Below are 26393 nucleotides of genomic sequence, written 5' to 3'. Positions count from 1 at the left end.
GCGCCGGGCTGCGAGGCTCGTCACCCTGGACCACACCCGAGGGGGACGACCACATGCCCAGCCACACCCGGACCCGGATCGCGGCCTTCGCCTTACTCGCCGCCGCGGCGGCGCTCACCGCCTGCGAACCGGACGGGACCGACGCCAAGCACCCCGATGTGTCCATCGGCGTGACCGCCACCACCGCGACACGCTCCTCCGGACGCGTACCGGCTCTCGTCGGCAAGGGCCTGCAGGCAGCCCAGGACGCGGCGCAGAAAGCCGGGTTCCGCAATCTGACCAGCCACGACTCCGCCGGCCGGGCCCGCCACCAGATCCTCGACCGGGACTGGAAGGTCTGCTCGCAGCGGCCCGCCGCCGGGAGCACGGTGAAGACCGGCACCACGATCGACCTCGGCGCGGTCAAGCTCGACGAGACCTGCCCCGCGACCGACCAGTCACCACCGGCCGAAGCCGGCGCCACCATGCCGGACTACATCGGCAAGGCGCTGAACACCGCCACCGGCAGTCTGCCGTCCGGCACGTCCATCAGCACCTCGGACGCGGCAGGCAGCCGGGTCATCCTGCTCCAGTCCAACTGGAAGGTCTGCACCCAGAGCCCGGCGCCCGGCGCCGCCCTCAAAGGGCAGCCGGTGAAGTTCACCGCGGTGAAGTTCGGCGAGGGATGTCCGTGACCGTACGGACGCCGGCGGCCGAGGCGCCGTGGGTGTCAGGAGCCGTACCGGGCGGCTGATCTGGGCGTTCGCCGACGAGGCCGCCCGGGGGCCGCGGGGCTGCCGGGGTGCCCCGGCGGTCAGTCGTTGTTGCGGTAGCCGCGCAGCACGAACCAGGCGAGAAGCGCGCCGCCGACCACCGCGACGACGATGATGCTGCGCATCACCGGCCCGGGTCCGGTGGAATCGCTCACGGCGAGGTTCAGCGCGTGGTGGATCTGCATGGGGAGCTCCTTCTGGTCCGGCGGGACCAGACTAGACCCGGGTCGGGAACCGGCCGCGCGGCGGGGCCGCGCCATGACTACTTACACTCTGACGCGGCACGCCCCACGTCTGGTTCAATAGGGGCATGGCCAGCATCACGCACACCGGGACGGGTCGCCACGACCTTGAGCCCTTCTGGCCGTCCCGGCAGGAGCACCACTTCGACCGCTGGTGTTGCCGCGCGATCCCCGCGCGGACCCGCGTCGCCCGCTGACCTGCCCCGATCCGGCAAACGCCGCCGCACGTCAGCCCAGCATCCGGTCCCGCGCAATACGTCGTCCAGCGACCCTTCGCGCGAAAGAGCCGAACCCATGCCGAACGTCTCGCAGTTCCCGACCCACCCCACCACCGTCCCGGCCGGCCGCCAGCGGCTGCGCGCGGTACGCCCCGACGAGGTGCCGCCCGCACCCGATTTCCTGCCGCCGGGTGCCACCTGGCTGCCCGCCCCCGGCCATGTGCTGCCCACGGTGGCCGGCGGCGCCCCGATGGTCGGCTACCTGGTGCTGGTTCCCGCGGAACCCGGCGCGGAACAGGTCCCCGAGGCGCCGGCGGCGGCCCATGACCTGCCGGTGCACATCGACAGCGACCGGCGTACCGCCATCGTGGACGGTCGCCAACTCGACCTCACCTACCTGGAGTTCGAACTCCTGGCACACCTGGTGGCGCACCCGCACCGGGTGCACTCGCGCGACCAGCTGGTCACCACCGTCTGGGGGTACGGCCACGTCGGCGACGGCCGGACCGTGGACGTCCACATCGCCCGGCTGCGCCGCAAGCTGGGCGCCGAGCACCGGGACAGCATCGTGACGGTGCGCCGCGTCGGCTACAAGTACGCGCCGGCGGTCACGGCACGACCGTGACCGGCCAGCGGCCCGCTTTCACCAGCCGGACGGCCACCGATCCGACGAACCGGTGGCCGGCCCGCTCCGAGGCGCCGACCACCACCGCGTCCGCGGTGAGCTGGTCGGCGGCCATCGCGAGCCCGTTGTAGGGATCGCCGCGGAAGGTGTGGAACTCCCAGCGCACCCGGAAAGCTCCCCCCATCCGCTCCACGGCGTCGCGTATCTCTGCCAGCAGCTGCTCGGCGATCCCGTTGTCGGTCTCCGACACCGGGACGCCGAGGGCCGCGCCTCCGGCGATGTAGGGCTGTACGTAGACCACCGCCAGGAGCGCGTTCTGGCGGCGGGCCAGACCTGAGGCGTAGGCGGTGGCGCGCCACGACGATTCGGAGCCGTCGAGCCCGGCGACGATGACCTTGGGGCCGTCGGTGCCACGCTCGAAGTGGGCGGGGACCTGCTGTTCTTCCACGCGGCAAAGGCTATCGACACCAGGGCCGCCGTACGCATCCCCGGGCACGCTGCGTTCTCACCCGAATGGCCTCATTGCCACGACATGCGGCCATTTGCGATGCACGCTTTCGGTGAGGAGTGAAACAGGCGGCTTCCCCCGCCCGGCGCCCATCGTCAGTTCCGGTCCGCGCCTCGCATGCTCAGCCGCCCACGCCGCTACCGGGGAGGTTTGTGATGCCGTGCGTGTCCACCAACGTGTACGTGCCGAGGCCGGTCGCGGAAGTCTTCGACTTTCTCGCCGATGCCCGCAACCTCGCCCTGTGGAGTTCAGGAGTTTCCTCGGTCGACAAGGCGTTCGTGCCGCCCGGTGCCGACGCGGAGTACCGCTACCGCTACCCGGGACGGCGCCGGCCGCACCGGCTGGTCTGCGCCGATTTCGAGCCGTGCCGCCGGATAGCCTTCCGCGGCCAGCGGATGTGGAGCCCGCTGGGCACCCAGGTGCCGCTCTACGCCTTCGACCTGCTGCCGCACGCGGAAGGCACGCTGGTACGGCTGTCGGTCACCAGCTCGCTGAGCGCGGGTCTTGTGCTGCTCGCCCCGCTGATCGCGATGGCCTGGCGGCGGGATCTGCCGGCCGACGGCCGCAAATTCTGCGATCTGCTGGGTTCGGGCGGACCCGTCCGTCCGGAACTGCCGGCCGGCCCGCCGGTGCGGATCTCTCCGGCGCCCCATGGCTTCGACTACGCTCATTGAGTGTTAAACTAATAAGGCGGGGACATGCGTGAACACCCGCTCAAGAACCGCCCCGGCCTGGTCCCCCCGTCCCGGCCGGGGCTCCTTGCTGTCCGGGCCGGGGACCGCGACCGGAACCACCGCGGCGCCGCGACAGTGCCGCTGGCGCCGCTGGCGCCGCTGGCGCCGCCGATGTCGCGCCGCCGATGTCGTACCGCCGATGTCGTACCGCCGATGTCGTACCGCCGATGTCGTACCGCCGTTGTCGTACCCCCGGCGTAGGTTGGCGATCATGACCGACGCGCGCACCGACACCCCGCCAGGACTGGAGCTGCGGCCCTGGAGCCAGGACGACTTCTGGCTGCTGCTGCGGACCAACGCGCCCGAGATGACCGAACACCTCGGCGGCCCGGAGAACGAGGCGCAGCTCGCCTCACGCCACCTGCGCTACCTGGGGATCCAGGGCGAGGCGGGCGGGATGTTCACCGTGCGGCTGGCGCCCGGTGGCGAGGTGGCCGGTTCCATCGGCTTCTGGACCCGGGACGGCTGGCAGGGTGAGGACATCTATGAGACCGGCTGGGGCGTACTGCCGGAGTTCCAGGGCCGCGGCATAGCGGCCGCCGCCGCCCGGCTGCTGATGGCGCGGGCCGCGCGGCAGGGCAACCGGCCCCGGCTGCACGCCTTCCCCTCGGTCGACCACCCGGCGTCCAACGCGGTGTGCCGCAAGGCCGGCTTCACCCTGCTGGGGGAGTGCGCGTTCGAATATCCCAAAGGGACCTTCATCCGCTCCAACGACTGGGTGGTGGACCTGACCGCGGCCGGCTGAGCGGGCCGTAGGCCTGACGGGAGCCGTGCCGCGCTCGCGCGCGGTGCCCCGGTATCCGCGAGCTGAGTAAAATATTGACCAAGTCGCTTTGGTGCCGCGGCAGTTGACGGGGTCGGAACGGCCGTAATCGCCACAGGTCAGACGTTCGGGCCCGGATCCGGCGCCGGCCGGGGCACGGCGGAAACCGGTTGCACGGCCGCACTCGTCCGCGCTTGATCGGCCGTGCCATGATGCAGGCGGCCGGCAGCTGTGCGCGCGGGGGACGGGGACCCTTGTGACGCGCCCTCGGCGCCCGTGGTGAACACGAGCGCGCATGCCGGCGGCCAGCGAGCGACCAGGGGGCATGAAGAGGTGTCAGAAGAAATCGGACCGTGCTTTCAGAGGTCCAGACCTGCCGGCGGGACAGCGGCCGATGTCACCCGCCGCCTCGGCAAGGGGCCGGTATGACGAACGACTTACTGCTCGCCTTACGCACGCAGCGCGGCTGGACCCAGGAGGAACTCTCCGAGCGCTCCGGGATCAGCGTGCGCACGATACGGAATCTGGAGCGCGGCCGGGTGCAGAGCCCCCGCCGCAGCTCCCTCGACCTGCTGTTCTCGGTGCTCGATCCGGAGCGGCGGGGGAGCGGCGCCCGGCCGGCCCGGGCCGGCGGTGAAGCGGTCCGGCCCGCTGCCGTGGCGCCCGGACCGGGACAGCCGGCGGCTGCCCGGCACCACACGAGCCGGTGGCGCGGCACCCGGCCGCCCAGGACCGCGCTCATCGGCCGCGACGGTGAGCTCGACCGGCTGGCCGCCATCGTCACCGACTGCCCGGTGACCGTGCTCACCGGCGCCGGCGGCATCGGCAAGACCCGGCTCGCGCTGGCCGTGGCCGAGCGGACCGCGGCGGACTTCCCCGGCGGCGTCGCGGTCGCCCAGCTCGGACGGATCGCCGCGCCGAGCGGGACGGAAACCGGCGCCGGGACCGCGGCCGGCGCCCTCCAGTCGGTCGGCCCCGCAGCCCTGGCCGCTCCCGCGTTCGGCGGCCACGGTCCGGCCGCCGTCCCGGAGAGCGAGGGTCCCGGCCCGCTCGCGGGCGCCTGGCAGGCCGTCGTCGAACTGCTCGGCGGCGAACGGCAGCCGCCCGGCGGCAGGCCGGCCCTGCTCGTGCTCGACACCGCCGAGCACCTGCCGCAGACCACGACCCTGCTGGTCGACCGGCTCCGCGGCGCCTGGCCCGGCCTGCGCATCATGGTGACCACCCGGCGGCCCCCGGTACTGGCCGAGGCGCGGATCTGGGAGACCGCGCCCCTGGCGGAGGAGAGCGCACTGGAGCTGATGTCCCGCCGGCTGGCCGGCGGCCCGCTCACCGACGGCCTCACCGGGTCGCCGGAGCAGGCGCGCGAGCTGTGCCGCGAACTGGACTGCGTCCCGCGGCTGATCGAGTTCGCCGCGTACTGGCTGCGCAGCGTGCCGGTCTCCGCGCTGCTCCGGCCGGAACACGTCCTGGAACTGCTCGGCGTCCCCGACGTCGCCGCGCTGCCGCACCAGCGGTCGATGCGCGGCAGCCTGGACTGGAGCTGGCGGATGCTCACCCCGCGCCAGCGGGAGTTCATGGACCAGCTCGCCGAACGGCCCGGTCCCGTGGTCGGCGACGGGCTCGAAGACGCCCTCCTGGAGCCGGAGTTCGGCAGCACCGAGGCGGTGCGCCTGCTCGCGGAACTGGCGGACGCCTCGCTGCTCCAGGTGCGCCGCGGGCCGCGCTACGAGTACCGGATGCTCCGTCACGTCAGAGCGTTCGTCCGCCACGGGGCCCGCCAGTCCGCGGCCCGCGCGCTGCCCGCGGCGGTCGGCGGCTGATCTTGACGCGGTGTCCCGCCCTCCGGCGGGGCACTGCCGGCTCGCCGCCGGCGCCGGCGGCCGTACGGCGCGTTGCTCAGTACCGCAGCACCGCGGCGATCCGTCCGACGTCGGCCAGGGCGTCGTCCGGCACGAACTGGACCCGGGCGCCGGTGTCCAGGGCCTGTTCGGCGATCTCGTCCACGATGTCGTCGCGGGCGCCCCGGTCGCCGGACCCGGCCGGCACCAGATGGTCGCCGTCGTCGCGGACCGTCGTACGGTAACCGTCCTCGATGGCGACCAGCCCCGCCCGGCCTTCCGACACCGACTGCCACACCTCGTCCACGCCGCCGGCGAACTCCTTGCGGCCCCTGGCCCGGTCCAGGTCCGCCAGCACCCCGGCGACCGTCTCCTCGTCCTGAGCCCGGTCGGCGTCCCGTACCGCCCTGCCCAGCGCCTCACCGGGACCCTCGGCGAGACCGCCCTGCGTCACCCGGGCCACCGCCTCGCGCACCACCGGACCCGCGTCGTCCAGCGCGGTCAGCACCTCCGCCTCGCCCACCGCGTACAGCGGGCGCGGATCGACCGCCTGGACGGCCGCCACCGCCTCGCTGACCTCCCGCAGGAAGCGCCGGGTCCCCTCGTCGTCGAAGGTGCCCGGCGTGTCGCCGATCCGCTCCTGCCGCTCCGGGTCGAAGTCCGTCTCCGGCCGGCGGACCGGGAAGGCCGGGGACACCTGGTCCGACACCGGCTCCGGTACATGGCTCCGCCCGCCGCTCCACAAGGTGGCCAGCCGGGAGTCCAGGGCCAGCACCCAGTACGGCTGGTTCGCGGTGTGCGCGGCCACCAGATTGCGGGTCAGGAAGGTCTGCGCGAGCAGCACCCGGGCCGGTACCGAACGGCCGAGCGACCACACCTGGTGCTCGCCGGGCGCGGCGAAGATGGCCAGCCCGTCCTCGGCGTGCACCAGGTCGACCTCCGCCAGCGCCTGGTCCAGCTGCCCGATCACGTCGATCCGGTCGGCCCTGGACACCTCCGGATCGTTGTGCACGGCCTCCTTCGCCTCCTCCAGGAGGTTGCGCAGCCGTACGGCGTCCTGGGTGCTGTCCGGCTCGCGCCGGTGCGTGGGGAGCAGCACGGACACCGCGGGGTACTTGCGGGGACGGCGCAGTTCGGCGAGCACGGCAGGGGTGAGCGGCTGGTGCGTGGACGGCATGGCTGACCTTTCCGGCGAAGCCCCCGAGGAGACCCGGGGTGCCCCCCGGGGAGGCCCCGAGGCGACCCCCGAGGAGAACAGTCCTTTCCTGCATAGCTCAATCCGCGGCGGTCCGCAGCCGGGGGAGCCTTGTCCGTGGGCCTGTCCGGGCCGCCGCGGCTCGTCCAGCAGTTCGTCCTCCGGCCAGGCCGGCGCCCCGGTCCGGGAGGGCTGCGATACCCCGGCGGACCCGGTCGGATCCGCCAGCGCCGGCGCCCACCGCGCCGATCCGGTGCCCCGCGGCGCCGATCCCGCGCGCTGCCCGCCGGACCCGCGGTGGCCGTCCGCGCTGACCAGCAGCGATGCCGAAGTCGTCCGGATCCGCCCGCGCGAGCTGCGGAACGTACGAGGCCACCGCGCCGTCGGTCAGCGGGAGCCGTTGCCGGTGCGCATCGGCGAGACCCTCGCTGATCACGTCGAACCCGGCGGAGCCGATCATGCGTCCATGGTTGACGCGCCGCAAGCCCGCCGCAACGCGGGAGGGCCGCCATACCGGATTCCGGCCGGCCGGTGCGCGGGGCGGCCGTCCCGTGGCGCCCCCGCCGGAATCCGCAGGGGGCCTGCTGACAGCCACAGCATGGTGTGCGAAGCTGCCGGACGCCGGAAGAAGAGGGTGTGGCGGTGGGGCGGGTACGGGGAACACGCGCGGGGGTCGGTGCCGCGCAGGCAGCACTCGCCGTGGTCGTGGTCGCGGGGGTCGCGCTGGGAGCGCTGGCGCTGCGTCCCGGCGGCGGGGGCTTCAGCAGAGGGAGAGGACCGCTCGGCGGGAGCTCCGCCCTCGTGGTGCTGCTGGCCGTCGCGTGGGCCGCCGGCCTGCTGGCGGTGAACAGCCGCTACCGCGGCCGCGTGGGCTACGACCAGGAACTGAACCCGGTGGAGCAGCGGCTCGCCGACACCGTGCGGTGGGCACTGGTCGTCCTGGCGTTCGGGGTACCGGTCCTGCTGCTCAGCCTCCACCGGTTCAGCCCGCACGAGCACGGCACGCGCAGCGAACTCGTGCGGCCGCGGTTCGTGCAGCCGCCGCCACCGGCGCGCCTGCCACCGCCGACAGAGGCGCCAAAGGCGAAGCACGGCTGGGACGCGAGCCTGCTGCTGCACATCCTGGCCGGCCTCGGCATCGCCCTGCTCGTCGCCGCCGCGGTGGCCGCCGCCGTCTACCTGTGGCGGCACCTGTACCGGCCGCCCGGGGCAGAGCCGCACGGCACGTACGCCGCCGCCGACGACGAGGAGGAGCGCCTCGCCGACGCCGTCGCCTCCGGGCGGCGCGCCCTGCTCGGCGGGGACGACGCACGCGCCGCCGTCATCGCCTGTTACGCCGCGATGGAGGAGTCGCTGGCCGCCTCCGGGGTGGCCAGGAAAGCCTCGGACAGCCCGCAGGACCTGCTGCGACGGGCCACCGCGGGCGGCCTGCTGACCGGCACCGCTGCCGGTCAGCAGGCCGCCCTCACCGCGCTCTTCCGCGAGGCCCGCTACTCCACCCACCCGATGGACAGCAGCCACCGCGACCGGGCCGCCGCCGCCCTCACCGGCATCGCGGCCGGTCTCGAAGCGCACCGGGCGGCCACGGCAGCCGGAGCGGAGACCGCCTCGTGAAGCCCTCAAGGAGCGCGCCCGGGTCCGTCCGGCACTCCGCCGTCCTGCTGGCCGGTACCGGTGCCGCGGCCGTGGTCCTGCTCGCGCTGACCGACGGCGTCGCGGTCGCCGCCGCCGGGCTCGGCCTGTTCACCGCGGCCGGCCTGGTCATCGCCCGGTACGTGGCAGGCGGCGGCGCCCAGGACAGCGGCTACCGCCGGTCGGTACGGCTGCTCGGCAGCCGGGCGCCGGTGCTCGGCGAGTGGGAGTGGATCGTCCACAACGCGCTGGGCGCCAACGGCGACGTCCACTTCGCCACCTCGCTCCGCCCGCAGCTGCAACGGCTCTTCACCGCCCGGATCGCCGAACGGCACGGCATCGACCTGTACCGAACCCCGCAGCGGGCCCGCGCCCTGGTCGGCCCGGAGCTGTGGCCGTGGATCGACCCGGCGGAACCGCCGCCCGCCGCGGTCCTCCCCGAAGCGGTCCTGCGCGCGCTCCTCGACCGGCTCGAAGCGCTGGACACCCCGGCGGGACCCGCCGCGGCGGACCGCGCCACCACGTACCGACCCCAGTGACAGTGAGGATCCCGCCCGTGTCCAGCCCGCAGTACCCCAGCGACCACGGCACCCTGACCCCGCGCCAGGCAGGCGAGCAGGCCGGCCGGGTGCTCGACGAGATCCGCAACGCCGTCGTCGGCAAGGCGGAACCGCCGGCCCTGGTGATGCTCGGCATCCTGGCCGGCGGCCATGTGCTGATCGAGGACCTGCCCGGCCTCGGCAAGACCCTGCTGGCCCGCTCCTTCGCCACCACCCTCGGCCTGGACTTCCGGCGCATCCAGTTCACCCCCGACCTGCTGCCCTCCGACGTCACCGGAGCACCCTTCTACGACCAGCGCAGCGGCGACATGGTCTTCCGCCCCGGGCCGGTCTTCACCCACCTGCTGCTCGCCGACGAGATCAACCGCACCCCGCCCAAGACCCAGGCGGCGCTGCTGGAGGCGATGGCCGAGTCGCAGGTCTCCATCGACGGCAGCACCCGCGCCCTGCCCGACCCCTTCGTGGTGATCGCCACCGCCAACCCGATCGAGTACGAGGGCACGTACACCCTGCCCGAGGCCCAGCTCGACCGGTTCCTGCTGCGGGTGCGGATGGGCTATCTGACCGGGCCGCAGGAGACCGGGATGCTCCGCGCCCGGCTCGACCGGGCCACGCCCGAGGCGACCCTGAAGACCCTCAGCACACCCGCCGGCGTGCTGGCCATGCGGGCCGCGGTCGAACGGGTCGAGTTCGAGGACGACCTGCTGGAGTACGTCGTCGCCCTGGTCACCGCCACCCGCGAGCACCCGCACATCCAGGTCGGCGCGTCGCCCCGCGGGGGCCTGGCCCTGGTCCAGCTCGCCCGCGCCCGCGCCGTACTGGAGCTGCGGGACTACGTCACGCCCGAGGACATCAAGTCCGTCGCCGTCCCCGCGCTGGCGCACCGCGTCACCCTCAAGCCCGAACTGTGGGTGCGGCAGATCGCCTCGGACGACGTGATCCGGGAGATCGTCCAGTCGGTGCCCGCGCCGCAGACCCTGCCGCGCGCCGCGGTCGCCTCATGACGCAGCGGCCCGCGAACGCCGTCGAACGCGCGCTGGGCGGACCGCAGTCCGGCACCGGCACTCCGGCCGAGCCCCCGCCGGCGCCGCCCACCGGCTGGCGGGCCGGCGAACGCACCCTGCGGTACGGCACGGTGGCCGCCGTGGCCCTCGCCGCCGCCCTCGTCACCGGCCGCCCCTGGCTGCTGGCGCTCGCCGCCGGCCCGCTGACGCTGCTCGCCCTCGCCCTGCCCCACCAGCCGCGCGCCCGGCAGGTGGCCGTCACCGTGGACGTCCAGGGGCGGCGCTGCTTCGAAGGGGAGCAGGTGACCGCCCGGATCACCGTCGCGCACGACGGCGGCCCGGGACGCCTTGACCCCGGTGTCACGCTCGGGCCCGGCGTACGCCTCGACCACCTCACGCTCGGCCCCACGAGCATCGAACTGCGGATGACCGTCCAGCGCTGGGGCCGCTGGAGCCTCGGCACCGTGGACGCCGACCTCTACGACGCGGGCGGCACCGCCCGCCGCACCGTGCGCGCCGACCTCGGCGAGGTCTCCGTCTTCCCGGTGCCCTCCGCGGCCGGCCTCACCCCGATCCCGGTCCGGCTGCCGCAGCGCCTCGGGGAGCACACCTCCACCCAGCGCGGTGAAGGCGTCGAGGTCACCGGCGTGCACCCGTACGTACGCGGCGAGCGGCAGCGGCGCATCAACTGGCCGGCCACCACCCGGCGCGGCTCCCTCCAGCTGCACCAGTTCGCGGCCGAACGCGCCGCCGACACCGTGGTACTGCTCGACGTGCTCGCCGATGTCCGGGATCCGGAGACCGGCGTGTCCTCGCTGGACGAGACGTTCCGCGCCGCCGCCGGCCTGGTCCGCGCCTACCTGCGCACCCATGACCGGGTCGGCGTCGTCTCGGTCGGCGGCGCCACCCGGTGGCTGCGGGCCGGCAGCGGCAGCACGTACTTCTACCGGATCGTGGAGAGCGTGCTGGAGGTCCGCAAGGACCTCGCCTACCGCAGCCCCGGGATCAGACGGCTGCCGCCGCCCGCGCTGCCCGAAGGCGCCCTGGTCTACGTCTTCACGCCGCTCACCGATCCGCGCATCCTCGACGTGCTGCACCAGATACGCGGCCGGGCCAACCCGCTGGTGGTGGTGGAGATCGTGGCCGGCGTCCCGCGGACCGAACCCGGCGACCCCACCGCGGAACTGGCGCTGCGGCTGTGGCGGGCCGACCGCGACGCCCTGCGGTTCGCGCTCACCGAGCGGGGCATCGCGGTGATCAGGCACCAGCCAGGGGAGACCCTCGACCTGCCGCTCGCGCCCCTGCTGCGCACCCGGATCCGCGGAGGAAGCCGATGAACGCCGCCGTCGGCCCGCTGACCGCCCGGGTGCTCGGTACCGCGCTCGCGGTCGCCGCCTGCGACCCGCCGGCCGCCCTGCACGGCCCCGGCATCGCGGTGGCGGGTCTGGTGGCCGCAGCGGCGGCCGGCTGGTGGGCCGCCCCGATGACGGACGAACGCCCGCTGCACAACGCCCTGCGCTGGAAGGCGCTCGCGGTCCGCCGCCGGTCGACGGGGCTCGCGGCCGGCGCGGTCGTACTCGCCGCCCTGACCGGCCCGTCGGTGTGGACGGCGGCCTGCGTCACGGCGCTCCTGATCGCCTACCTGGTCGTCACCGACGCCTGGACGGGCGGCGTCATCGCCCCGCCCGGGGCGAACCGGCCGGGCCCGGCCCTGATCGCCGCCGCGGCCTGCGCGCTCGTCTTCCTCATCGCCCAGGCCCCCCTCGACGGCACCTCCTGGTCCCGCCTTCCGGCGGCGCTCGCCCTCGGCGCCACCGCGGTCTGCCTGGGGCTCGCGCTGCGACGGCGTAGCGGACCGCGGTGACCGCCGGACGGCTCCCGGTTCCGCGCCGGCCTGCTGGACCGGTTCAGCGGGACCGGCCGCACCGTCCCGAACATGCCGCTTCCCCTCGTCACTTGCGGTGCTTTACCGTTTAATGATCAGCGGCGGCCGGTCCCGGCCCGCCACGAACGGAGCAGGCAGGGAGCGGGAATGAAGGACGTCACGCCGGTCGCCGACGGCTGGAGGCTGCGCCTTCCCGACAGCCTGCCAGGTCACCCTGAGGGCGCAGGCAGCAGCGTGCCCGCCGCCGTACCGGGCTGTGTGCACACCGACCTGATGGCCGCCGGCCTGCTCGCGGACCCGTTCCTGGACCGGAACGAGACCGACGCCGCCTGGGTCGGACGGACCGACTGGACTTACGAGACCGTCCTGCCGCCCCGGCGGACCGGCCACGAACGGACCGACCTGGTCTTCGACGGGCTGGACACCGTCGCCGACATCCGGCTCGGCGACACCCCGCTGGGGACCACCCGGAACATGCACCGCGGCCACCGCTTCGACGTCACCGGGCGGTACCCGGCCGCCGGCGCCCCGCTGACCGTCGCCTTCACCTCCGCCTACACCGAGGCCGAACGGGTCCGCGCGCTGCTCGGCGACCGGCCGAACGCGTACCCCGAGCCCTTCCAGTACATCCGCAAGATGGCCTGCTCCTTCGGCTGGGACTGGGGCCCGACCCTGGTCACCGCGGGCATCTGGAAGCAGGTCAGGATCGAGCACTGGTCCACCGCCCGGCTCGCCGCCGTGACGCCGCTGGTCACGGTCGCCGACGGCGCCGGCCGGGTCGAGGTCCGGGTGGAGCTGGAACGTACCGCGGCCGGCGCCGGCCGCCCGCTGACCGTACGGCTCCAGGTGGGCGAGACCCTCGTCGAGACCGCGGCGCCGGCCGGCGCGGACCGGTTCACCGTCACCGCCGAGATACCCGGCCCCGCCTTGTGGTGGCCCCGCGGCTACGGCGAACAGCCGCTCTACGACTGCGAGATCACCCTGCTCGACGGCTCCGCACCGCTCGACACCTGGCGGCGCCGGATCGGCTTTCGCACCATCGTCCTGGACACCGCACGCGACGCGCGGGGCAGCGCCTTCACGCTGGTCGTCAACGGCACGCCGGTCTTCGCCCGCGGCGTCAACTGGATCCCGGACGACGTGCTGCCCACCCGGATCGACGCCGCCCGCTACCGCCGCCGGCTCGGCCAGGCGGTCGCGGCGGGCGTGGACCTGATCCGGGTCTGGGGCGGCGGACTCTACGAGAGCGACGAGTTCTACGACGCCTGCGACGAACTCGGCCTGCTGGTCTGGCAGGACTTCCTCTTCGCCTGCGCCGCCTACCCCGAGGAGCAGCCGCTGCGCGGGGAGATCGAGGCCGAGGCGCGGGAGAACGTGGCCCGGCTCGCCCCGCACCCCAGCCTCGCGCTGTGGAACGGCAACAACGAGAACCTCTGGGGCTTCCGCGACTGGGAGTGGGAGGAGGAACTGGCCGGCGACTCCTGGGGGGAGGGCTACTACCTCGGGCTGCTGCCCCGGGTGGTCGCCGAGACCGACCCCACCCGGCCGTACTGGGCCGGCAGCCCGTGGTCCGGTTCCTGGGACCACCACCCCAACGACCCCGCCCACGGCACCGCCCACTCCTGGGACGTGTGGAACCGCACCGACTACACCGACTACCTCGACAGCGTGCCGCGGTTCGTCGCCGAGTTCGGCTGGCAGGCACCGCCCGCGTACGCCACCGCCCGCCGCGCGCTCAGCGACCAGCCGCTCACCCCCGACTCGCCCGGCATGCTGCACCACCAGAAGGCCGGCGACGGCAACGGCAAGCTCGCCCGCGGGCTGGCGCGGCACTTCCCGGTCCCGGCCGACTTCGACACCTGGCACTACCTCACCCAGGTGAACCAGGCCCGCGCCATCGCCACCGGCATCGAGCACTGGCGCTCGCACTGGCCGGTCTGCGCCGGCACCATCGTCTGGCAGCTCAACGATTGCTGGCCGGTCACCTCCTGGGCCGCCATCGACGGCGACGAGCGGGAGAAACCGCTCTACCACGAGCTGAAGCGGCTCTACGCCGACCGGCTCGTCACCGTGCAACCGCGTGACGGCGGCCTCGCCGGGGCGCTGGTCAACCAGACCGCCCAGGACTGGTCGGGCACCGCGGTCGTGCGCAGGGTCGCGGTGGACGGGGCGGTGCTCGCCGAGGCACGGCTGCCGTTCAGCGCGCCCGCCCGCGGTGTGGCCACCGTCTCCGTACCGCCGGAGCTGCGGCCGGCCGACGGCAGCGACAAGGAACTGCTCACCTTCGAGGCGGACGGGCTGCGCGCCTGGTGGTTCGCCGCCCGTGACAAGGACTTCGGCTATCCCGCGCCGCGCTGGGACGTCGCGGTGACAGTTCCCTCGGGGGCATCGGGGTCCTCGGCGTCATCGGCTTCCCCGGCGGGCGGCGACACGGTGGAGGTCACCGTCACCGCCCGCACCCTGCTGCGTGACCTGCTGCTGCAGGCCGACCGGCTCGCCCCGGCCGCGACCGCCGACCGCGGGCTCACCACGCTGCTGCCCGGCGAGAGCGTGACGATCACCGTACGGGGCTGGGAGCATCCCACCCCCGAGGCCGCCGCGGCGGCCCTGTACAGCGTCAACGCGGCAGTGCGGACGCCGTGAGCCGGTCAGCGTATGCGGTAGGTTGGGGCGGCGCGGGCGGACACCGCGCCGCCGCAAACGCCGAGGAGGTGGGACCGATCACCGCCAGTTCAGGACGGGTCTTCCCGCCGTACGGCCGCGCGACCTGACGTGTCGCCGCCGCGGAGCCGGGGAGCACTCACCGGTTTCCGGAAAGGCTCACATGCAGGATTCCTTCTCGACCCCGCCGCGCCCCGCGTCACCCGCCTCCGCCGAGCAGCCGCCACCGCCGCCGTCGCTCTCGGAGTCGGCGGTGGCCGACCGGCTGCGGGCGGCCGGCTGCGTCTTCGCCGAGGACGAGGCACGGCTGCTGATCTCCGCCGCCGCCGGTGCGGGCGAGCTGCGGGACATGGTGGAACGGCGGGCCGGCGGACTCCCGCTGGAACACGTCGTCGGCTGGGCCGAGTTCGCCGGCCGGCGGATCGCCGTGGACCCGGGCGTCTTCGTGCCCAGGCGCCGTACCGAATTCCTGGCCGGCCAGGCCGTCGCGCACGGCCGGCCCGGCGCGGTGGTGGTCGATCTGTGCTGCGGCTCCGGCGCCCTCGGGGTCGTGCTCGCCGAGGCCCTGGGCGCGGCCGAACTCCACGCCGCCGACCTCGACCCGGCCGCGGTCCGCTGCGCCCGCCGCAACGTACTGCCGCTCGGCGGCCGGGTGTACGAGGGCGACCTCTTCGCGGCGCTCCCGCCGGATCTGCGCGGACGGATCGACGTCCTGGCGGCCAACGTCCCCTATGTGCCCACCGGTTCGGTCGCCCTGCTGCCCGCCGAGGCCCGCGACCACGAAGCGCTCATCGCCCTCGACGGCGGCCCGGACGGCCTGGACACGATGCGCCGGGTCGCCGCGGAGGCACGGTACTGGCTGGCTCCCGGCGGCGTACTGCTCTTCGAGAGCAGCCGGCAACAGGCGCCGCAGGCCCTGGAGATCGTCACGGCCGGCGGCCTCGACGCCCGGTCGGTCACCGACGAGGACCAGTACGCGACCGTGCTGATCGGCACGAAACGGGCCGGGTAGCCGGGCGGACCGGCCGGGGCGGCCCTCCCCTCCGCAGCGGGGGAGAGCCGCCCTCGGTGCGGCTCAGTCGGACGGCTGCTCGGCGGTCCGCAGGCCCGCCGACCACTTCTCCTCGATGTTGCCGAACCGCCACACCGCGAAGGCGACCGCCCAGGTGACGAAGAACAGTCCGACGATGACGTAACCGATGATGTTGAGGTCGAGACCGCCGACCCAGTCCCAGAAGGCGCCGTGCAGCTTCGCCTTGTCGGCGACCAGGCCGAGGAGTTCGACGGTGCCGATGATCAGCGCCACCGCCACCGACAGACCGGTGATGGTGAGGTTGTAGTACACCTTGCGGACCGGCTTGGAGAACGCCCACTCGTAGGCGAAGTTCATGAAGGAGCCGTCGATGGTGTCCAGCAGGGACATGCCGGCGGCGAAGAGCACCGGCAGGCAGAGGATCGCGTACCAGGGCAGCCCGGACGCCGCGCCTGAGCCGGCCAGCACCAGCAGCGCGATCTCGGTCGCGGTGTCGAAGCCGAGGCCGAAGAGCAGGCCCAGCGGGTACATCTGCCACGGCTTGGTGATCGACTTCATCACCCGGCCGAGCAGCCGGTTCATGAAGCCCCGGTTGTTCAGCTGCTCTTCGAGGGCGGCCTCGTCGAAGTGGCCCTCGCGCATCTGCCGGAAGACCTTCCAGATGCCGGCCAGGATCACCAGGTTGATGAACGCGATCACGTACAGGAACGTGCCGGAGACCGTGGTGCCGACCCAGCCGGTGACGTTGTGCAGCTGGGAGTCGTCGTCCTGCACCGGGCCGGCCAGCGACTTGATGCCCAGTGAGAGCAGGAAGGCCAGTGCGAAGACGATGCTGGAGTGGCCGAGCGAGAACCAGAAACCCACCGAGAGCGGGCGCTTGCCCTCGCCCATCAGCTTCCGGGTGGTGTTGTCGATGGCCGCGATGTGGTCGGCGTCGAAGGCGTGCCGCATGCCGAGGGTGTAGGCGGTCACCCCGATGCCGATGCCGAAGGACTTGGTGCCCAGGCTGTAGTGGTTGGGTGCCACGATCGCCGCCAGGGTGAACCATCCGATGACATGGAGCGCCACGATGAAGGCGGCCATCCCGCCGAGCCGCGTCCACTCCGCCCGGGTCATCGAGCCGGACATCCGGCGCCAGCGGGACCCGGTGGGGACCGGGGCCTCGGTGGTGGTGGTCATGATGGCGTCCTCCGGGGGCGGCGGTTCGAGCGGCTACTCGCAGCAGGTTACTAGTTGCAAGCCAGTCGCAATAGTGGGCCCCCGGCGATTGGGGCCGGTCCGTTGGTGGTATGCCCCGGGCTGTCCGTCTCAGCCGGCCTCCCGCACATGGTGGCGGCCGACCGGCAGCACCAGCGGCGTACCGGAGACGTCGTCGGTGATGATCCGGCACTCCATGCCGAAGATGTCGCGGACCGTCGCTTCGGTGAGCACGTCGGCGGGCGGCCCTTCGGCGGCTATCCGGCCGTCCTTCATCGCGATCAGGTGGTCGCCGTAACGGCAGGCCAGGTTGAGGTCGTGCAGCACCGTGACCACGGTGGCACCGCGGTCCCGGTTGAGATCGGTGACCAGGTCGAGCACCTCCACCTGGTGCGGCAGGTCCAGATACGTGGTCGGCTCGTCGAGCAGCAGCACCCCGGTCCGCTGGGCCAGCGCGACCGCGATCCAGACGCGTTGGCGCTGGCCGCCGGAGAGTTCGTCGACACAGCGCTCGGCCAGTTCGAGGGTGTCGGTGGCGGTCAGCGCCTCGGCCACCGCCAGATCGTCCTCCTGCGTCCAGCGCCGGAACCAGCCCTGGTGCGGGTAACGGCCCCGGCCGACCAGGTCGATGACCCGGATGCCGTCCGGTGCGACCGGGGTCTGCGGCAGGATGCCGAGCCGGGCCGCCACGTGCCGGGTGGGCAGGGCGTGGATGTCCTCGCCGTCCAGCAGCACCTGGCCCTCGGCCGGTACGAGCAGACGGGCGAGCCCGCGCAGCAGCGTGGACTTCCCGCAGGCGTTGGGGCCGACGATCATCGTCACCTGTCCGGCCGGGATTTCGGTGCTGATCCCGGCGACCACCCGCCGCTGCTCGTACCCGAGATGCAGGTCGCGGGCGGCGAGCGTGCTCGGCGGGCCGCCTTCCGCGGCAGCGGGCGCGCGGCCCTGCGGTGGCGGGCGCCGGGGCCCGACGGAGATCTCCGGCCGCTTCGGCGCGGCGGTGCCGGGTGTCGTTTCGGTCATCGGGTGGTTCCCGTCCTCCCCATCCTTGTCATCCTTGTGATCCTTGTGATCCTTGCCATCTTTCTCAGCTTTCTCAGCCTCCCTGCCCGACCCGGTTGGTCCGGGCCAGCAGCCACAGCAGTACGGGGGCGCCGAGCACCCCGGTGATCACACCGACCGGGAAGGCGGTCGGGCCGAACAGGTGCTGGCCGGCGAAGTCGGCGCCGAGCATGACGACGGCGCCGGTCAGCGCGGACAGCCCGAGCGCGGGCCCGCGGCCGTGCACCAGACGCCGGGCCAGCGGGCCGGCCAGGAAGGCGACGAAGGCCACCGGCCCGGTCGCCGCCGTCGCGACCGCGGCCAGGCAGACCCCGACCAGGATCAGCAGCAGCCGGCCGCGCTCCACCCTGACCCCCAGCCCCTTGGCGGTGTCGTCGCCCAGGCTCAGCGCCGGCAGCGTCCGGGCGGCGGCGACCGTGGCCGGCAGCAGCGGCGCGAGGCAGTACAGCAGCACTCGGGCCCGCGGCCAGTCCGCCCCGTCGAGGCTGCCGGTCAGCCAGAGCAGCGCCTGCTGGGCGGTGTAGACGTCGGCGCGGGTCAGCAGGAAGGAGACGACGCTCGACAGCGCCGCGGCCACCCCGATACCGACCAGCACCAGCCGGTTCCCGGTGACCCCGCGCCGCCACGCCAGCAGGTAGATCGCCAGCGCGGTGATCAGCGCGCCGGCCACCGCCATCCCGGGCACCGCGGCGCCGCCCAGCCCGAGGGCGACGATGGCGATCACCGCCGCCGCACTGGCGCCCGCGGTGATGCCGATGACATCGGGGCTGGCCAGCGGGTTGCGGATGAGGGTCTGGAAGATCGAGCCGGACAGCCCGAAAGCGGCCCCGGCACCGATCGCGGTGACGGCCCTCGGCAGCCGTACCCGCAGCACGATGAAGCCGGTGCTCGCGTCCCCGCCGCCGGCCAGCGTCCGCAGCACATCGGGCAGCGGGATGGCGAAGTCCCCGACGGACAGCGACGCGCAGAGCAGCACGACGACCGCCGCCAGCAGCGCGGCGGCGACCGACCAGGTGCGGGCCCGGCCGCGGACCCGGGCGGCGCGCAGCGTCCGCAGCGTCTGCGCGGACACCGGTGCGGGGGAGGTACGGGCAGGTGGCGCGGTGGTCATCTAGAGTCCCGCCCGCCTGCTGCGGCGGACCAGCACGATCAGCACCGGGGCGCCGATCAGCGCGGTGACGATTCCGACCTGGATCTCCCCCGGGCGGGCCGCGATCCGGCCGACCACGTCCGAGACCAGCAGCAGCGCGGGCGCCAGCAGCATCGCGTACGGCAGGATCCAGCGGTGGTCGGGACCGGTGAAGAAGCGGACCGCGTGCGGAACGGTCAGCCCGACGAAGCCGATCGGTCCGGCCAGCGCGGTGGCGGACCCGCAGAGCAGCACCACGCAGACCCCGCAGAAGATCCGGGCCGCGGTGACGTTCTGGCCCAGCCCTCTGGCGGTGTCGTCGCCCAGCGCGAGCGCGTTGAGCAGCCGGCCGCAGCCCAGCGCGCAGACGACACCGAGCAGGACGAACGGGCCGGCCTGATAGGCCACCGACAGGTCCCGGCCGGCCAGCGAGCCGACCTGCCAGAACCTGAACCGGTCGAAGGTGGCGGTGTCGCCGAGCAGTACCGCCGTGGTCAGCGAGGAGAGCCCGGCGCTGACCGCCGCGCCCGCCAGCGCCAGTTTCACCGGTGTGGCGCCCTCCCGGCCGAGCGAACCGACGAGGTACACCAGCAGCGCGGCGGCTGCGGCGCCGAGGAAGCCGAACCACACGTATCCGGTGAAGGAGGTGACGCCGAAGACACCGATCGCGGTCACCACGGCGAAGGACGCCCCGGCGTTGACGCCGAGCAGTCCCGGGTCGGCCAGCGGGTTGCGGGTCAGCCCCTGCATCACCGTCCCGGCCAGCCCGAGGGCGGCGCCGGCCAGCAGGCCGATGACGGTCCGCGGCAGCCGCAGCGAGGTGACGATGACCTGATCGGGGTCGTCCGCGTCATGGTGGAAGACGGTGTCCAGCACGGTGTGCGGGGGTACGGACTTGGCGCCGACCGCGAGGCTGGCGGCGACCGCGAGCGCGAGGACGAGCACTGCCACCAGGAGACCGGTGGTGAGCGCGGCGGTGCGGTGGCGGCCGGGCGCGCGCGGGGGTACGGCGGCGGCCGGCAGGGCGGCAGCGGGAGCGGCGGCGTCCGATGGGGCGGGGTCGGGCGCCGGACGGCCGGGCGGCACGGGCCCGGCGGCGGCGCGCGCGGGTCCGCCCCCGGCTCGCATGACGTTCATGGGCTCTCCTCGGCGGACTCCCCCGGGGAGGGAAGTAAGGGGACCCTAACCCATGGATCGGCGGCGATTTGCCGTGCCCTGAGCGCAATCGCCCGCCCGGCATCCGTCCGGCGATCGGCAGAGCGACGACCTGTATCGCTGGACGGACACGCCCCCGCGGGTCCCCACGGCGGCCCTGCGGGGTGGCGCCGGACCCGCCCGGCCCAGGCGGGCGCCGGAAGTGACGCCGCCGGCGGGGGAGTTGGCCGGCGCGGTGCCGGGTGGGCGGCCGGGGGGTGCGGAAGCCCCGCGTGGCGGGCTGCCGACACCGCTTGTCCGTGGGCTGATTCTCCGGCGCGAACAGCGACTTAGGGTATCCAAAGTTAGGCGAGCCTAAGTCCGGCTCCCGCCGCCGTACCCCAGTGAGCGCCTCCGCGCCCTCCTGTCCCGCCACGTCTCCCGGAGATCCACATGCCCATGCCGCCCGCACCCTCCTCCCGGCTCTCGGGCCCGACCCGCCGCGGTCTGCTCGGGGCCGGCGCCGCCGGCGCCGCGCTCTTCGGCCTGGCGGCCTGCGGTTCCGGGACATCGCACACCGGCGCCACCAGCGGCGGCAGCCCCAAGGCGACCACCCGGACCGTCGACAGCGCCAAGGGACCGCTCACGATACCGGCCGCGCCCCAGCGCGTGGTGGCCATCAACGACTTCCCGATGGCCGCCATGTTCGACCTCGGACTCACCCCGGCCGGCGTCTTCAACGCCGGTGAGGAGTACGTCCCGCAGCGCGACCTCGCCAAGTGGAAGCCGATCCCCAAGGTCTCCGACGGCGTGGGCGGCGCCATCCAGGTCGAGAAGGTCGCCGCGCTGCGTCCCGACCTCATCATCGGCATCGACGCCCAGGCGAACCTGCCCTACGACCAGTTGAGCGCCCTGGCCCCGACCGTGCTGCTGCCGTTCACCAAGTCCACCGCGCCCTGGCGCGACATGGCCGATCAGACCGCCGCCGTACTCGGCGTGCCGAACGCGCTTGACCGGCTCAAGCAGCGCTACACCGAGCGGACCGCCCAGCTCCGCAAGGAGTACGCCACGGTCCTCGCCCGCACCCGGTGGGACCTGCTCCAGGGCGGCTTCGACGAGGGCAACTGGTGGCTCTACGGCCACGGTTCGCCGATCGGCGGCATCCTCGGCGACGCGGGCGCGCGCTTCGCCACCGCCAGTGCGCGCCTCGGCGTGCAGCAGTCCGTCTCCTACGAGCTGGTCACCGGCAGACTCGCCGACGCGGACGCGGTCTTCTACTACACGACCAACGACGGGAAGCCCGCCAACCTCGGCCCGAAGCTCTTCGCCCAGAAGTCCTTCCAGCAGCTGCCCGCGACCCGCTCGAAGCACCTCTTCGGCAGCATCTACTTCCTGCCCGGCGGTTACGAGGACGCGCTCGCCGCGCTCGACGACTTCGAGAAGGCGCTGCGGTCACTGTGACGGTGCGGGCCGCCCGGTTGCGGAACGGCGGCGAAGTAGGACCCGGGAGTCCGGCCGGTCTCCTGCCGGAAGGCGGCGATGAACGAGCTGGAGCTGGTGTACCCCACCTGGTGGGCGACCGCGGCCAGCGGCCGGTGGGCCGCCATGTGCTCAAGGCTCGCCCGCAGCCGCGCCCTGGTCCGCCAGCGGCCGAACGACATGCCGGTCTCCGCGCCGAAGAGCCGGGCAAGAGTGCGGGCGCTGGCGCCCACCGCCCGCCCCCACTCCTCCAGCGGCCGCTGGTCGGACGGCATGGCCAGCAGTGCCTCGGCGACCTGCCGGGCCCGGTCGTCCGACGGCATCGGCAGTTCGATGGTCATCACCCCGACCGGCCGGAGCAGGTCGAACATCACCGCCTCTGCCCGGGCTTTCGCGCCCGGGTCCAGGTCCGGTACGGCCAGATGCGTCACCAGCTCGCGCAGCAGCGGCCCGACGGCGACCACCGTCGGCTGCGCCCACCGCACCGGGCAGGCCTGCGGGCGCACGTACACGCTGCGCATCTGCGCGTGCCGAGTCGCGCCGGTGGTGTGCGGCACCCCGGCCGGAATCCACAGCGCGAGGGACGGCGGCAGCACCCAGGAGTGGTCGGCGACGTCCACGGTCAGCACGCCGACCGGGGCCCACACCAGTTGGTGCGTGTCGTGTTCGTGCTCCCCGAAGTGCTGGCCGCGCACCATGTCGAAGTTGACGACACGCAGCGCCTCGACGGGCGGCGGCACCGGATCGGTCTGGCTGTTGAGCGACATGAGTCTGCAAGATAGCGCATCCGTGCCAACCGGCCACGGCATAGCCTCGGCCGGGGACCGCGCGGCCGCTGTCCCGCACCGGACGGTGAAACCGCTGGTAGGCGCCGCCTGCCACGCTCCGACCCGGTTCAGCGGGACCCACCCGGGCCCGTCCAGGCCCGTCCAGGCCCGTCCAGGCCAGAAAGGTCGCCCGTCACCATGTCCGAAGCCACGGACGCCCCGCCCGCCCCCGCCGGCGGGCTCGGCGCACCTCCGCCCGGCGCGGCGCCCGCCGCGGGCCGGCCGCCCCGGTCGGTGCTCAGGGAAGCCGCCGCCGGAGTGCGCCGGCCCCTGGCGGCCGCCATGCTGCTGCGCAGCGGACACCAGGTCTTCGAGGCGTTCGTGCCGGTGCTGGTCGGCGTGGTGGTGGACCGGGCGGTGGACGGCGGCAGCGCGACGGCGCTGGGCGGCTGGATCGCGGTGCTCGTCGCCGACTTCCTCGCCCTCTCGCTCTGCTTCCGCTTCGGCTCGCGGGCCACCGTCGCCGCCGCCGAGGAGGCGGCGCACGCCCTGCGGGTACGCCTCTCCGGCCGGCTGCTGGCACCCGGTCACACGGCCGGCCGGGACCGGCTGCCCGGCGAGCTGATGTCCGTCGCCGTCTCGGACACCCAGCAGATCGGCCGCTTCGCGGCCTTCGCCGTCCAGGGAGTGTCCGCCGTGGTCGCACTCGCGCTCGGCGCCGCGCTGCTGCTGCGGATGTCGGTGCCGCTCGGCCTGCTGGTGCTGCTCGGCACCCCCGCGGTGCTGGTCGCCATGAACCGGCTCGGCCGCCCGCTGGAACGCCGGGGCGCCGCCGAACAGGCCGCCGCAGCCCGGGCGGCCGGCACCGCTGTCGACTACGTGGCCGGCCTGCGCGTCCTCAAGGGACTGCGGGCCGAAGCCCCCGCCTACGCCCGTTACGCGCAGGCCAACCGGGCCAGCCTGCGGGCCACCGTCACCGCGGCCCGCTTCGAGGCGCTGCTGGACGGCGCCGCGGTCCTGCTCGGCGGAGTCCTGGTCACCGCCGTCGCCTTCGTCGCCGGCCACCTCGCCATGGACGGCCGCATCGGCCTCGGCGACCTCGTCGCCTGCACCGGCCTGTGCCAGTTCCTCATCGGCCCCACCCAGTCCCTGATGTCCGTACCCCCCGACGCCGCCCGCGCCCGCGCCTCGGCCGGCCGGGTGGCCGCACTGCTGGAACAGGAGCCCCCGGAGCGGGAGTCGTCCGCGGTGCCGGACGTACCGCGTCCCGCCAGTGGGCCGGTGACCGGCGCACTGGAGATCGACCGGCTGTCGTACGGGCGGCTGCGCGGCGTGACGCTGGCGGCCGGGGCGGGGGAGCAGGTGGGGCTGGTGGTCCCCGACCCCGGCGCCGCCGCGGAACTGCTCGGCTGCCTGCGCGGCGACCTCCTGCCGGACACCGGCGACGTGCGGCTCGACGGGGCGCCGTTGCGGTCGTGGAGCGAGGACGGGAAACGCGCCGCCGTGCTCGTCGTCCCGCACCAGCCGTTCCTCTTCGACGGCACCGTCCTGGACAACGTGCGCTCCGGGTGGGCCACCGACCCCGGCCCGGCAGGGGCGCTCGCCGGGCTGCTGCCCGCGCCGCCCGGCACCCGGGTCGGCGAGCGCGGCGCCTTCCTCTCCGGCGGCCAGCGCCAACGCGTCCTGCTGGCACGGGCGTTGCACGCCGACCCGCCCGTCCTCGTACTGGACGAGCCGACCACCGCCGTCGACCCGGTGACCGAATCGCGGATGGCCCGCACGCTCAGGCTCGCCCGGCGGGGCCGTACGACATTCGTGCTGACCTCCTCGCCGATCCTGCTGGGCAGTTGTGACCGGGTGGTGCTGATCATGTCGGGCGCGGTCGCCGCCGCGGGGCCGCACGCCGTCCTCGCCGCCACCGAACCGGCCTACCGCGCGGCGGTGTTCGGATGAGCGCCGACCGCGAGCTGCTGCCCACCGCCACCGCCCGCAGGACCGGCCGGGTGGCGGCCGAACTCATCCGCCCGCAAAGGGCACGTGCCTGGCTGACCGCGGCGGTCTTCGTGGCCGCGGCCGTGACCGGCCTGGTCGGGCCGCTCGCGCTCGGGCGGATCGTCGAGGCCGTGCAGGGCAGGAGCGGCGGCGGGCAGGTGACCGCCGCGGCGCTCGTGCTGCTCGGCGCGGCGCTGGCCCAGGCCGCGCTCACCGCGCTGGGCGCCGCGCTCACCGCGCAGGTCGGCGAGACCGCGCTGGCCCGGCTGCGCGAACGGGTCATCGCCCGCGCCTTCGCACTGCCCGCGCAGCGGATCGAACAGGTCGGGGCGGGCGACCTCGCCGCCCGGATCGGGGACGACGCCGCGCTGGTCGGCACCGCCGTCCGCGGGGTCCTGCCGAGCGTCACGGGCGCCGCGCTGACCATCTGCTTCACCGTGCTCGGACTCACCGCCCTGGACTGGCGGTTCGCGCTCGCCGGACTCTGCGCGCTGCCCATCCAGACCGCCGCCCTGCGCTGGTACCTGCGGCACTCCGGACCGCTGTACGCGGCCCAGCGGGTCGCGGGCGGCGAGCGGTCCCGGCAGATCCTGGAGTCGGTCTCCGGCGCCGAGACCGTCCGCGCCTTCCGGCTCACCGCCGACCACACCCGGCGGATCGCCCAGCGCTCCGCCGTCGCCAAGGACTTCGCCCTGCGCGCGGTCACCCTGCGGTCACGCTTCTACGGCCGCCTCAACGCCGCCGAGTTCACCGGTCTCGCGCTGATCCTCACCGTGGGCTGGCTGCTGGTGCACACCGGCCGCGCGAACGTCGGCGAGGCCACCGCGGCGGCGCTGCTCTTCATCCGCCTCTTCGACCCGGTGAACATCCTGCTGGGCCTGGCCGCCACGGTCCAGGAGGCCGCGGCCGGCCTGGCCCGCCTCGTCGGCGCCGCCGACCTGGTGCCCGGCCCCGACCGCGGCGGCCCGGCCCCCGGCCCCGACGACGGTCAGCAGGCGTCCGGCCCCCACAGCGCCGGTGCCGCCGCGTCCGCAGCGGGACGGCTTCCCGCCGCGTCGGCGCCGGGACGGCTCCCCGCCGCGGACGCACCGGGACGGCTTCCCGCCGCGGACGCACCGGGACGGCTCCCCACCGCGTCGGCCCCGGGACGGCTCCCCGCCGCCCGCGAGCCGGACGCCCCCGCCCAGGTGACCGTCCGCGACGTCCACCACGCCTACGTCCCCGGTGACCCCGTACTCCACGGCGTCAGCCTGCGGCTGGCCCGCGGCGAGCACGTGACGCTCGTCGGGGCCAGCGGCGCCGGCAAGAGCACCCTCGCCCGGATCGTGGCGGGCGTCCATCCGCCCACCGCGGGCCGGGTCACCGTGCACGGCCAGGGCGAGGAACGGCCCGCTGTCCTGCTGCTCGACCAGGACACCCACGTCTTCGCGGACACCGTCGCGGGCAACCTCCGGCTGGCGCGCCCGGACGCCGGCGCGGCCGCCATGACCGCCGCGCTGGAGGCGGCCGGCGCGTGGCCGTGGGTACGCGCCCTGCCGCAGCGGCTCGACACCCCGATCGGCTCCGGCGCCACCGAACTCACCCCCGTCCAGGCCCAGCAACTCGCCCTGGCCCGGCTGGCACTGGCCGATCCGCCGGTCGCGGTGCTCGACGAGTCCGCCGCGGAGGCCGGCAGCGACGGCGCCCGCACGCTGGAGGCCGCCGCCCGCCGCGTGCTGCGCGGACGCACCGCGCTGGTCGTCGCGCACCGCCTCTCGCAGGCGGCCACCGCGGACCGGGTGGTCGTCATGGAGGCAGGCCGCATCGTGGAGGAGGGCGGCCACCTCGAACTCGTCGCGGCCGGCGGCCGGTACGCGCGCCTGTGGGCGGCGTGGTCCGACCGCACCTCCGCGGGCCCGGGAGAGCTTGCTCACAACGGCCAGGAAAGCCCGTCAGAGCTGCGTTCGTCCTGATTGACGCATGACAGAACCGCCCCCTACGCTC

Annotated in this window: 25 protein-coding genes; 17 read left to right on the top strand and 8 right to left on the bottom strand. The window is 74.4% G+C overall.

The window, feature by feature from the left end; translation table 11 throughout:
• Positions 1-53: 53 nt before the first annotated feature.
• A complete protein-coding gene (locus OG552_RS01295) occupies positions 54-674 on the top strand; it encodes a PASTA domain-containing protein (protein WP_329128811.1) in 621 nt (206 codons plus the stop codon).
• A gap of 119 nt (positions 675-793) precedes the next feature.
• On the opposite strand, the gene OG552_RS01290 is transcribed toward OG552_RS01295, so the two are convergent.
• Positions 794-937 carry a hypothetical protein gene (locus OG552_RS01290; protein WP_329128810.1) on the bottom strand — a complete coding sequence of 48 codons (144 nt, stop codon included), beginning with the start codon at positions 935-937 and terminating at the stop codon, positions 794-796.
• A 125-nt stretch (positions 938-1062) separates the two neighbouring features.
• Between OG552_RS01290 and OG552_RS01285 the strand changes: the two genes are divergently transcribed.
• A complete protein-coding gene (locus OG552_RS01285; protein ID WP_329128808.1) occupies positions 1063-1191 on the top strand; it encodes a hypothetical protein in 129 nt (42 codons plus the stop codon).
• Between the two features lie 97 nt (positions 1192-1288).
• Positions 1289-1837 carry a winged helix-turn-helix domain-containing protein gene (locus OG552_RS01280; protein ID WP_329128806.1) on the top strand — a complete coding sequence of 183 codons (549 nt, stop codon included), beginning with the start codon at positions 1289-1291 and terminating at the stop codon, positions 1835-1837.
• On the opposite strand, the gene OG552_RS01275 is transcribed toward OG552_RS01280, so the two are convergent.
• Positions 1821-2285, bottom strand: a complete 465-nt coding sequence (locus OG552_RS01275; RefSeq protein WP_329128805.1) for a universal stress protein — start codon at positions 2283-2285, stop codon at positions 1821-1823. The genes OG552_RS01280 and OG552_RS01275 overlap by 17 nt on opposite strands.
• A 224-nt stretch (positions 2286-2509) precedes the next feature.
• Here OG552_RS01275 and OG552_RS01270 point away from each other — a divergent pair, with 224 nt between their 5' ends.
• The 4 genes from OG552_RS01270 to OG552_RS01255 all read left to right on the top strand — a co-directional run bounded on the left by OG552_RS01270 (position 2510) and on the right by OG552_RS01255 (position 5662).
• Positions 2510-3019 (top strand): SRPBCC family protein, encoded by a 510-nt coding sequence (locus OG552_RS01270; protein ID WP_329128804.1) that lies wholly within the window; start codon positions 2510-2512, stop codon positions 3017-3019.
• 24 nt (positions 3020-3043) lie between these two features.
• Positions 3044-3280: a hypothetical protein gene (locus OG552_RS01265; protein WP_329128803.1), complete on the top strand. Its 237-nt coding sequence runs from the start codon at positions 3044-3046 to the stop codon at positions 3278-3280.
• Between the two features lie 10 nt (positions 3281-3290).
• A complete protein-coding gene (locus OG552_RS01260) occupies positions 3291-3824 on the top strand; it encodes a GNAT family N-acetyltransferase (RefSeq protein ID WP_329128801.1) in 534 nt (177 codons plus the stop codon).
• Between the two features lie 443 nt (positions 3825-4267).
• Entirely contained in the window at positions 4268-5662 is a 1395-nt protein-coding gene (locus tag OG552_RS01255) for a helix-turn-helix domain-containing protein (protein WP_329128799.1), read from the top strand.
• A 76-nt stretch (positions 5663-5738) separates the two neighbouring features.
• Here OG552_RS01255 and OG552_RS01250 read toward each other — a convergent pair whose 3' ends face one another.
• A complete protein-coding gene (locus tag OG552_RS01250) occupies positions 5739-6857 on the bottom strand; it encodes a baeRF3 domain-containing protein (RefSeq protein WP_329128797.1) in 1119 nt (372 codons plus the stop codon).
• 654 nt (positions 6858-7511) lie between these two features.
• Here OG552_RS01250 and OG552_RS01245 point away from each other — a divergent pair.
• The 7 genes from OG552_RS01245 (at position 7512) to OG552_RS01215 (ending at position 15629) form a co-directional block, all read left to right on the top strand.
• Positions 7512-8489 (top strand): DUF4129 domain-containing protein, encoded by a 978-nt coding sequence (locus tag OG552_RS01245; RefSeq protein WP_329128796.1) that lies wholly within the window; start codon positions 7512-7514, stop codon positions 8487-8489.
• On the top strand, positions 8486-9046 hold the full coding sequence (locus OG552_RS01240) for a hypothetical protein (protein ID WP_329128795.1): 561 nt from the start codon (positions 8486-8488) through the stop codon (positions 9044-9046). The genes OG552_RS01245 and OG552_RS01240 overlap by 4 nt, the downstream gene beginning before the upstream one ends.
• Positions 9047-9063: 17 nt before the next feature.
• Entirely contained in the window at positions 9064-10071 is a 1008-nt protein-coding gene (locus OG552_RS01235) for an AAA family ATPase (RefSeq protein WP_329128794.1), read from the top strand.
• On the top strand, positions 10068-11408 hold the full coding sequence (locus OG552_RS01230; RefSeq protein WP_329128792.1) for a DUF58 domain-containing protein: 1341 nt from the start codon (positions 10068-10070) through the stop codon (positions 11406-11408). The genes OG552_RS01235 and OG552_RS01230 overlap by 4 nt, the downstream gene beginning before the upstream one ends.
• Complete coding sequence (locus OG552_RS01225; RefSeq protein ID WP_329128790.1) at positions 11405-11935, top strand: hypothetical protein; 531 nt, start codon at positions 11405-11407, stop codon at positions 11933-11935. Before OG552_RS01230 ends, OG552_RS01225 begins: the two co-directional genes overlap by 4 nt.
• Before the next feature lie 168 nt (positions 11936-12103).
• Entirely contained in the window at positions 12104-14599 is a 2496-nt protein-coding gene (locus OG552_RS01220) for a glycoside hydrolase family 2 protein (RefSeq protein WP_329128789.1), read from the top strand.
• 181 nt (positions 14600-14780) lie between these two features.
• Complete coding sequence (locus OG552_RS01215; protein ID WP_329128787.1) at positions 14781-15629, top strand: putative protein N(5)-glutamine methyltransferase; 849 nt, start codon at positions 14781-14783, stop codon at positions 15627-15629.
• Between the two features lie 63 nt (positions 15630-15692).
• Here the strand turns inward: OG552_RS01215 and OG552_RS01210 are convergent, their stop codons facing one another.
• From OG552_RS01210 to OG552_RS01195, 4 genes are all read right to left on the bottom strand, one after another.
• Complete coding sequence (locus OG552_RS01210; protein ID WP_443071127.1) at positions 15693-16766, bottom strand: HoxN/HupN/NixA family nickel/cobalt transporter; 1074 nt, start codon at positions 16764-16766, stop codon at positions 15693-15695.
• A gap of 192 nt (positions 16767-16958) precedes the next feature.
• The gene (locus OG552_RS01205) at positions 16959-17870 is read right to left on the bottom strand and encodes an ABC transporter ATP-binding protein (protein WP_329128784.1); all 912 of its coding nucleotides are present in this window, start codon (positions 17868-17870) and stop codon (positions 16959-16961) included.
• Between the two features lie 73 nt (positions 17871-17943).
• Complete coding sequence (locus OG552_RS01200; RefSeq protein WP_329128782.1) at positions 17944-19020, bottom strand: FecCD family ABC transporter permease; 1077 nt, start codon at positions 19018-19020, stop codon at positions 17944-17946.
• On the bottom strand, positions 19021-20175 hold the full coding sequence (locus OG552_RS01195; RefSeq protein WP_329128781.1) for a FecCD family ABC transporter permease: 1155 nt from the start codon (positions 20173-20175) through the stop codon (positions 19021-19023).
• A gap of 450 nt (positions 20176-20625) precedes the next feature.
• Here OG552_RS01195 and OG552_RS01190 point away from each other — a divergent pair, with 450 nt between their 5' ends.
• Positions 20626-21633, top strand: coding sequence for an ABC transporter substrate-binding protein (locus OG552_RS01190; protein WP_329128779.1), 1008 nt, complete (start codon positions 20626-20628; stop codon positions 21631-21633).
• On the opposite strand, the gene OG552_RS01185 is transcribed toward OG552_RS01190, so the two are convergent.
• The gene (locus tag OG552_RS01185; protein ID WP_329128777.1) at positions 21576-22418 is read right to left on the bottom strand and encodes an AraC family transcriptional regulator; all 843 of its coding nucleotides are present in this window, start codon (positions 22416-22418) and stop codon (positions 21576-21578) included. The two genes, OG552_RS01190 and OG552_RS01185, sit on opposite strands and share 58 nt — an antisense overlap.
• Positions 22419-22616: 198 nt before the next feature.
• Between OG552_RS01185 and OG552_RS01180 the strand changes: the two genes are divergently transcribed.
• On the top strand, positions 22617-24371 hold the full coding sequence (locus tag OG552_RS01180; RefSeq protein WP_329128775.1) for an ABC transporter ATP-binding protein: 1755 nt from the start codon (positions 22617-22619) through the stop codon (positions 24369-24371).
• On the top strand, positions 24368-26362 hold the full coding sequence (locus tag OG552_RS01175; RefSeq protein ID WP_329128774.1) for an ABC transporter ATP-binding protein: 1995 nt from the start codon (positions 24368-24370) through the stop codon (positions 26360-26362). The genes OG552_RS01180 and OG552_RS01175 overlap by 4 nt, the downstream gene beginning before the upstream one ends.
• The last annotated feature ends 31 nt before the right edge of the window (positions 26363-26393 follow it).

The sequence above is a fragment of the Streptomyces sp. NBC_01476 genome, assembly GCF_036227265.1.
Taxonomy (GTDB): domain Bacteria; phylum Actinomycetota; class Actinomycetes; order Streptomycetales; family Streptomycetaceae; genus Actinacidiphila.
Note: the sequence above shows the minus strand (reverse complement) of the source record. Positions and strands in the feature narration are given on the sequence as shown.

What these genes read in the sequence shown, in the direction of transcription:
- OG552_RS01295 (WP_329128811.1), top strand. Translation starts at nt 54, where the DNA reads ATGCCCAGCCACACCCGGACCCGGATCGCGGCCTTCGCCTTACTCGCC.
- OG552_RS01290 (WP_329128810.1), bottom strand. Translation starts at nt 937, where the DNA reads ATGCAGATCCACCACGCGCTGAACCTCGCCGTGAGCGATTCCACCGGA.
- OG552_RS01285 (WP_329128808.1), top strand. Translation starts at nt 1,063, where the DNA reads ATGGCCAGCATCACGCACACCGGGACGGGTCGCCACGACCTTGAGCCC.
- OG552_RS01280 (WP_329128806.1), top strand. Translation starts at nt 1,289, where the DNA reads ATGCCGAACGTCTCGCAGTTCCCGACCCACCCCACCACCGTCCCGGCC.
- OG552_RS01265 (WP_329128803.1), top strand. Translation starts at nt 3,044, where the DNA reads ATGCGTGAACACCCGCTCAAGAACCGCCCCGGCCTGGTCCCCCCGTCC.
- OG552_RS01260 (WP_329128801.1), top strand. Translation starts at nt 3,291, where the DNA reads ATGACCGACGCGCGCACCGACACCCCGCCAGGACTGGAGCTGCGGCCC.
- OG552_RS01255 (WP_329128799.1), top strand. Translation starts at nt 4,268, where the DNA reads ATGACGAACGACTTACTGCTCGCCTTACGCACGCAGCGCGGCTGGACC.
- OG552_RS01250 (WP_329128797.1), bottom strand. Translation starts at nt 6,857, where the DNA reads ATGCCGTCCACGCACCAGCCGCTCACCCCTGCCGTGCTCGCCGAACTG.
- OG552_RS01230 (WP_329128792.1), top strand. Translation starts at nt 10,068, where the DNA reads ATGACGCAGCGGCCCGCGAACGCCGTCGAACGCGCGCTGGGCGGACCG.
- OG552_RS01225 (WP_329128790.1), top strand. Translation starts at nt 11,405, where the DNA reads ATGAACGCCGCCGTCGGCCCGCTGACCGCCCGGGTGCTCGGTACCGCG.
- OG552_RS01220 (WP_329128789.1), top strand. Translation starts at nt 12,104, where the DNA reads ATGAAGGACGTCACGCCGGTCGCCGACGGCTGGAGGCTGCGCCTTCCC.
- OG552_RS01215 (WP_329128787.1), top strand. Translation starts at nt 14,781, where the DNA reads ATGCAGGATTCCTTCTCGACCCCGCCGCGCCCCGCGTCACCCGCCTCC.
- OG552_RS01210 (WP_443071127.1), bottom strand. Translation starts at nt 16,766, where the DNA reads ATGACCCGGGCGGAGTGGACGCGGCTCGGCGGGATGGCCGCCTTCATC.
- OG552_RS01205 (WP_329128784.1), bottom strand. Translation starts at nt 17,870, where the DNA reads ATGACCGAAACGACACCCGGCACCGCCGCGCCGAAGCGGCCGGAGATC.
- OG552_RS01200 (WP_329128782.1), bottom strand. Translation starts at nt 19,020, where the DNA reads ATGACCACCGCGCCACCTGCCCGTACCTCCCCCGCACCGGTGTCCGCG.
- OG552_RS01195 (WP_329128781.1), bottom strand. Translation starts at nt 20,175, where the DNA reads ATGAACGTCATGCGAGCCGGGGGCGGACCCGCGCGCGCCGCCGCCGGG.
- OG552_RS01190 (WP_329128779.1), top strand. Translation starts at nt 20,626, where the DNA reads ATGCCCATGCCGCCCGCACCCTCCTCCCGGCTCTCGGGCCCGACCCGC.
- OG552_RS01185 (WP_329128777.1), bottom strand. Translation starts at nt 22,418, where the DNA reads ATGTCGCTCAACAGCCAGACCGATCCGGTGCCGCCGCCCGTCGAGGCG.
- OG552_RS01180 (WP_329128775.1), top strand. Translation starts at nt 22,617, where the DNA reads ATGTCCGAAGCCACGGACGCCCCGCCCGCCCCCGCCGGCGGGCTCGGC.
- OG552_RS01175 (WP_329128774.1), top strand. Translation starts at nt 24,368, where the DNA reads ATGAGCGCCGACCGCGAGCTGCTGCCCACCGCCACCGCCCGCAGGACC.